This is a genomic window from Streptomyces sp. NPDC006463, from assembly GCF_042870715.1.
Classification (GTDB): domain Bacteria; phylum Actinomycetota; class Actinomycetes; order Streptomycetales; family Streptomycetaceae; genus Streptomyces.
Window position 1 is genome coordinate 1 of the sequence record NZ_JBIAHP010000065.1, and the last position, 6,479, is coordinate 6,479.

At 67.2% G+C, this 6,479-nt stretch carries 7 protein-coding genes and 1 pseudogene; 6 read left to right on the forward strand and 2 right to left on the reverse strand.

The features are described 5' to 3' along the window. The first annotated feature begins 749 nt into the window (after positions 1-749). Both ACFYOB_RS41365 and ACFYOB_RS41370 read left to right on the forward strand, forming a co-directional pair. Complete coding sequence (locus ACFYOB_RS41365) at positions 750-1,748, forward strand: TniB family NTP-binding protein (RefSeq protein WP_388570218.1); 999 nt, start codon at positions 750-752, stop codon at positions 1,746-1,748. Position 1,749: 1 nt separating this feature from the next. After that, positions 1,750-2,805: a TniQ family protein gene (locus ACFYOB_RS41370; RefSeq protein WP_388570202.1), complete on the forward strand. Its 1,056-nt coding sequence runs from the start codon at positions 1,750-1,752 to the stop codon at positions 2,803-2,805. A gap of 229 nt (positions 2,806-3,034) precedes the next feature. Here the strand turns inward: ACFYOB_RS41370 and ACFYOB_RS41375 are convergent, their stop codons facing one another. Next, the gene (locus ACFYOB_RS41375) at positions 3,035-3,181 is read right to left on the reverse strand and encodes a hypothetical protein (RefSeq protein WP_388570205.1); all 147 of its coding nucleotides are present in this window, start codon (positions 3,179-3,181) and stop codon (positions 3,035-3,037) included. A 34-nt stretch (positions 3,182-3,215) separates the two neighbouring features. Between ACFYOB_RS41375 and ACFYOB_RS41380 the strand changes: the two genes are divergently transcribed. The 4 genes from ACFYOB_RS41380 to ACFYOB_RS41395 all read left to right on the forward strand — a co-directional run bounded on the left by ACFYOB_RS41380 (position 3,216) and on the right by ACFYOB_RS41395 (position 4,951). After that, a complete protein-coding gene (locus ACFYOB_RS41380) occupies positions 3,216-3,392 on the forward strand; it encodes a hypothetical protein (RefSeq protein ID WP_388570207.1) in 177 nt (58 codons plus the stop codon). 108 nt (positions 3,393-3,500) lie between these two features. Then, positions 3,501-3,755 carry a hypothetical protein gene (locus tag ACFYOB_RS41385; protein WP_388570209.1) on the forward strand — a complete coding sequence of 85 codons (255 nt, stop codon included), beginning with the start codon at positions 3,501-3,503 and terminating at the stop codon, positions 3,753-3,755. Further along, positions 3,752-4,036, forward strand: a complete 285-nt coding sequence (locus tag ACFYOB_RS41390) for a hypothetical protein (RefSeq protein WP_388570212.1) — start codon at positions 3,752-3,754, stop codon at positions 4,034-4,036. The genes ACFYOB_RS41385 and ACFYOB_RS41390 overlap by 4 nt, the downstream gene beginning before the upstream one ends. 78 nt (positions 4,037-4,114) lie before the next feature. Beyond that, on the forward strand, positions 4,115-4,951 hold the full coding sequence (locus tag ACFYOB_RS41395; protein WP_388570215.1) for a PHP domain-containing protein: 837 nt from the start codon (positions 4,115-4,117) through the stop codon (positions 4,949-4,951). 711 nt (positions 4,952-5,662) lie between these two features. Here ACFYOB_RS41395 and ACFYOB_RS41400 read toward each other — a convergent pair. After that, positions 5,663-6,479: pseudogene (locus tag ACFYOB_RS41400) on the reverse strand (transposase); the annotation flags it as partial.

The window sequence follows — 6,479 nt, forward strand, 5'->3', positions numbered from 1 at the left end:
AGTGACACCAGAGCCCAAAACAGGCCCTGACCAGCATCAACACCCCAAAAGCTCACTGTCTCTCACACCACTGTCCCCAAACCGAGAGATCGCACCAGGCGGTGCGCGATCGGCGACGAGGGCATCCGGTTCGAGCACCGCACCTACGACGGGCACGCACTCAACGCGCACCGCCACCGCTCCACGGCGACGGACGGCAAGTGGGAGGTCCACCACAACCCCTACGAGCCGTGGCAGTGCTGGGTCAGACTCCCCCACGGCTGGGAACCGGTCCCCTGGATCCATCAAGGGCTGGTGTCCAGGCCGTTCACCGACACCACCTGGCGACACATCCGCAGCGTGGTCAAACAGCGCGAAGGCCGGGCCGAACACGAGGAACAACTCGCCCGCCACCTCGACGAACTCCTACGCCGCGCACACACCGCGGACACAGGCGTCAGCGACGTCGCAGGCTCCCGCCCAGGCGAGACCACCCCGGGAGCCCCGGGCGCGGCAGCCGATGCCGGTGCCGGTGCCGGTGCCAGTGCCAGCGGCGAGCCCCGCCCAACCGGTCGGCCCGCACACTCACGCCGCAAAACGCACACAGACCACACGAAGCAACGCAATGCGCAGGCACCTCTGCCGGGCAGTCCCGGCCGGCAGGTCCCGCACATGGACGAGGACTCCGGCACCACCCCTGACATCGCCGACTCCATGACGTCGGCAGCGGCCTGGAGCATCTTCGACGCACACCAGGAGGCACAGCATTGGTGACTCCCACCGGCCACGAGACGCACGACGATCCGTACGCCTCCCCCACCACCTGGCGCGAGTGGACGCAGTTCGTCGACACCGCCCCACCCTGCCTGCCCGACACCGGCCCCTGGAGCACCGAAGAACGCCTGGACTACCACTCCCGGTTCGTGATCCTGTCCACCCCCACCATGGCCAAGATCTCCCTCACCCTGCGCCGGCTGATGATCCTCAACCGCAAGCACAACGGCACCGCCCGCCGAGGCCTCCTCATCTCCGGGCCACCCACCACCGGGAAAACCACCACCCTCCAGCAGCTCGGCCGGTCCTTCCACCTCGCCGACCGAGCACGCCGCAGCGCACCCGGTGACCACCTGCCGGTGGTCTTCCTGTCCGTACCGCCCGCCGCGACCCCCAAAATGCTGGTCTCCGAACTGGCCCGGTACCTCGACCTGCCCATCACCACGCGCATGAACCAGGCCCGCATCACCGACATCGTCTGCGCCACCCTGCACGACCTGACGACCCAGCTCGTCCTGGTCGACGACATCCACCTCCTCAACACCCGCACCCGCAGCGGCGCCGAAACCTCCGACCAGATGAAACACCTCAGCGAACGCATTCCCGCGACCTTCGTCTACGCCGGCGTCGCCATCGAGGAATCCCCTCTCCTGACAGGAAACCGCGGCGCGCAGCTGGCCGGACGGTTCAAGATGGTGCGCAACCCGCCCCTGGCGCACGGCAGCACCACGCAACGCAACGCCTGGGAAGGGCTGATCCGCGGCATGGACCAAGCCCTGCGCCTGAACGCCCACCGCGAAGGTGCACTGGTCCGTCACGCGCCGTACCTCCACCTGCGCACCGGAGGCCGGATCGGCAGCCTGTCCGCACTCATCCGGGAAGCAGCCATCGCCGCCATCCTCGACGGCACCGAGAAAATCACCAAAGCACTACTCGACGACATCGAACTCGACCAGCTCGCCGAACACCCGCCCCCGCCCGCCACACGGCGCTGACATGCCGCGCCGACACCACCTGGCCCCACGCGCCAGCATCCTGCGCCTGGCCCCCGTCCAGTGGGAAACCACCGTCTCCTACCTTCAGCGTCTGGCCAGCCGCCATCACCTGGACACCGCAGAACTACTCCGCGGCCTCGGCATCCCCGGGCCGCTCCTCCACCCCGAATGCACCAGGCCCCACGGCCCGTACACCAGCATCGAGCTGTATCTGAACCCCGCCAGCCGCAGCCTGATCGCCGACTTCGCCGGTATCCCCGAGGAACACCTCGCCCACGCGCTCCCCCAGTGGAACGGACACCGCGACAAACCACACGCGGCACCCCCCAAAGCCCGGCTCCGTCTCGCCCCCATGCACGCCGTCACGGGCTGCCCCCACTGCACCCTGGCCCGCACCGGCCAGACCCACCCAGTCCCCCAGTACCTTCCGGACACCGCCCTCATCTGCCAACGTCACAGCACCTGGATGCTCGGCCGCCACACCCTGGCCGGCACCCGACTTCCCATCGAGCACGCCAGCCTCCGACGAGCCCCGGAAATCCTTGCCGCCCACCGCGCCCACGTCCGCTTCCTCAAACGCTGGGGCCCGGCCGCCGACCACGCCCTCGCACTGGCCATGAACCTCACCGAGACCTGGCGGCGCAACGCACCAGCCGACGAACGGATCTGGCCCGCACGCGCCCGCCGCATCGGCGACAACAAGCGCGCCCGCCTCTGGTACGCCCTCGCCCGCGAAGCGATCACCTACCCCGAGACCATCACCCTCGCCCAGTTCCTCGCCCACCACCCCCGCACACTCCACGCTCGCGAGCGTCCCGGGCACGCCCATCCCCTCCACACGGCCGTCGCCGATCTCCTGGGCCGGCCCTGGCTCGAGAACCCAGCCCTGTACCCAGACCAGTTCGGCAACCGCATCACCTACACAGTCGGCCGCCACCCCTACCCCCGAAGCCGGTGGCCCTACCGGCACAACCCGTACGACCCAGGCCCCACCGAACTCACCAAACTCGGCTACCAACCACCCCACCCACGCGCCGTACCAGGTAAAAGGCGCTAGCCACATACCAACGACCAGCGAAACTGCGCAGTACCCAACCAACCTGCACAACCACAACCAGACCCGGAAACACCACAGGTCAGACCGTTAGCGAACCCCGACACTGCGCAGATTCAGTGAGCCAACCCATCACCAAACCCGCTCAACCAACCTGCACAACACCAGGCCAGGAACACAACCACTACGCAGATTCACTGATCGGCGACAACACTGTCGACGACCAGCGAGGTCAGGAAGTCGTCATCGAGGACCTTCGGCCGGCCGCCGTGGTTGCCCTTTTCGCGGCCGTCTGCTGGCCCTCCAGGGTCTTCTCCCAGATGTAGTTGCGGTCGAGCTGGGCCGCGACGGCCCGGACGGCGAAGAACATGGCACCCATGCCGTTGGGGTCGTAGATGCCGGTGAGGGGGCCAGTGTCCCCGGAGGGCGAGTACGGCAAGGACATCTGGGACCTGGCGGTCTTCGGCCACCGCGGCTCGGTGGACTTCACCGCCGTCCACCAGCCCTGGCTGAAGGAGACCGCGAAACGCTGGGCCCCCAACTACCTGACCCGGGTACGCTCCCGCAGCACGTCCTCCCACGGCCGCTAGCACCTGGCCTCCCTGGCCTTCCTGTCGCGCAGTCTCGACGCCCGCCAGGACCACGGCACGGACACCGCGGCGCTGAGGCGGGCGGACATCGAGAACTACCTGAACCGGATGACGTTCCTGGAGGCCAACGGCCGCATTGCCGCCGACACCCGCACCAGCTACGTCCGGGCCGCCCGCAACGTGCTGCGGCAGTCCCGCGTGATGGGCCTGACCAGGGCCGATGGGCCCATGGCCGGGCTGCCCGACGACTTCGTGATCACCCGGCACGACGTTCCGAAACCGCCAGAGCCCTCCGAGGAGGGCCAGGACCTGCCGCCGGAGGTGATGCGGCAGCTCTGCGCTCAGCCGTGTTCGAGGAGATGACGTGCCTCGAACTGCGCGTCGCGGTGGAGTTGATGATGGACACCGGCCGGCGCCCGGAGGAGATCTGCAAGCTGGCGTTCCAACTGAACCGGGACCGGCAGGGCAAACCCGTCCTGGTCTACAACAACTGGAAGGAACAGCGGCTCCGGCGTGAGCTGCCGATCCACGAACCCACTGCCCGGCTGATCCGCGAGCAGCAAGAACGCGTCCGCCTCCTCTACTCGGACAGGCCGCCGTCGAAGCTGGCCCTGCTGCCGTCGTCGGTGAGTACCTGTGTCTGAACCCTGCGAAGTTGACCTTGCCCCAGGGCCAGACCTGATCATGTCGTTCAGAGGATGGCTGATGAAGGGGATGGGGTCATGCTGCCGCCGGACAATCATGTGCACAGCCAGTGGTCCTGGGACGCGCTGGCGGGGTCGATGGAACGTACCTGTCTGCGTGCAGTTGAGCTTGGGCTGCCCTCGGTGGCGTTCACTGAGCACGCCGACTTCACTGCCTGGACTCTCAGGCCAGGCGAGAAGGTCCCGGAGGAGTGGCGTCCACTGTTGGCTGAGGGAGTACTGAACCCGCCTTCGTTCGACCTCGACGGCTATCGGAGCTGTCTGGAGTCATGCCGCGAGCGTTACCCTGGCCTGCGGATTTTGTCAGGCGTCGAGTTGAGCGAACCTCACTGGCACGCGTCCCGCGTCGGGATTCTCCTCGGTGCGGGTGGCTTCGAGAGGGTGCTGGCATCAGTGCACTCTGCGCCGACTGCGGACGGTTCCGGCTTCACCGAGGTCTCTGCCCGGTATGACGATCAGCCGCCGGCCGACGTTGTTCGCGCCTATTTGGCCGAGACCGTCCGCCTGATAGAGCAGTTCGATGCGTTCGAAGTTTTGGCTCACATCGACTACCCGGTCCGCTACTGGCCCGCAAACGGGAAGCCGTATGACCCGTACGACTTCGAGGAGGAATATCGTCACGTCCTGCGCTCCCTGGCAGCGACAGGCAAGGTGCTCGAAGTCAACACGAGGGTTCCATTGCATCCCCAGGTGCTGGCCTGGTGGCGGGAGGAAGGTGGCCAAGCCATCAGCTTCGCCAGTGACGCTCACGACCCCGCCGCACTCGCCCGGGGCTTCCGCGACGCCGTGCAGGTGGCTGACATCTCGGGCTTCCGCCAAGGCCGCGATCCACACGCCTTCTGGAGGCGTAGTTGATCGCAGGCCGGTGTGACCGTCCCTCCTTCGAGGGAGGGCCCCAAGACGTCGGTGATCAGGCTGCTTGCTCAGCTGCTGGCGGGGGTGGGTTGAGGGAGAGTCCCTTCTTCTGCTGGGTGATGCGGCGGGTCATCAACGTGATGGCGGCCCAGACTTCTCAATGCCGGTGTCAAGCCGCAGCAGGTGCGGTCCCGACAGGGTTACGCCGCTGCTTCAACGGTCACCGTGATGGCTCGTCTGCGTAGGTGAACCGCCAGTATCTCCATCTCGACGAGCGTGCCGATGAGACCGGTTTCGGCGAGTTCCGCGGCCTGTGCTCTCGCTGCGCCCAGGGACAGTGCCTGCCCACCGCGGAGGGCTTGCAGCACGGGAACGATGCTCGGCGCGTCTCCAGAGAGGCGAAGCCGCGTGGGCCCGTGCGCTTGCAGCAAGGCCTGTCGAATGTGCTGGGGCGTGACGGGACCGCTGTCTTGCTCGCACCACCCATTCGGGCAGTCCGCGCATCGCCCTTCGGTGCCCCAGCAGAGCATGCCGCGGTGGAAGAACTGGCCGACATCGCAGGTCGTCATACCTCCGCAGGCACTGCACCGGCCTGTGACCTGTACTCCTTGCGTGATCGCAGGGGTCTCCTCAGCGTCATAGGGCAGTGCTGATTGGATCCTCCCTGAGAAGTCGGCTTTGGTCGATCAGGTTTGCGATCGGCGAGAAGCCCTATTGGACGGTTGCCGCTGGTGGCGTGAGCTCGTAGTGCCGCTGGTCTTGGAGAAGTGCCCACAGGACGTTTACTCGTCGCCGGGCCAGCGCCAGGACTGCTTGGGATTGCTGCCAGGAACAGGGCCCGTTGCAGACGTCGGTGGTACCGCTTGGGGCGGTGACGGTTGCCGCTGACCTTGCCTGAGTCCCTGGGAGCCGGTGCCAGGCCGGCGTACGTCGCCAGGCGATCAGGGCTGCCGAAGAGATCCATGTCGCCACCGATGGCGGCCAGGATCTCGGCTCCGAGCAGGTTGCCGATCCCGGGCATGCTGGCAACGATGGCGGCCTGACTGTGGGCGGAAGGAGACCTCGATCTGCCGGTCGATCTCGCTGATCTTCTCGTTGAGCACGATCACTTCACGAGCGAGCGTGGCGACCATCACGGCGACCGTCTTCTCTCCGGCAACGCTGGTGTGCTGTCGCTCGGCGGCCTCCATGGCGGTGCGGGCCAGGGAGCCGCACCAGCGAAGTTTCCGGTTCCGGAGCCACTGTTCGAGTCGGCTGGCGCCGAGCCGACGGATGGCCGCTGGTGTCTGGTAGCCGGTGAGGAGGACCAAGGGGCCGTGGTTGCTCAGGTCGAGGGCGCGCTCGAAAGCGGGGAAGATGCCGGTCAGGAGGCCACGAAGGCGGTTGACGGCTCGGGTGCGGTCGCAGACCAGATCGGCACGGCGGCCGGTGAACAGACGGAGCTCGATGATGGCTTCGTCGCCTTGCCTGATCGGCTGCAGATCGCGGCGCATGCGGGCCTGGTCGGCGATGACGTGTGCGTCGCGGG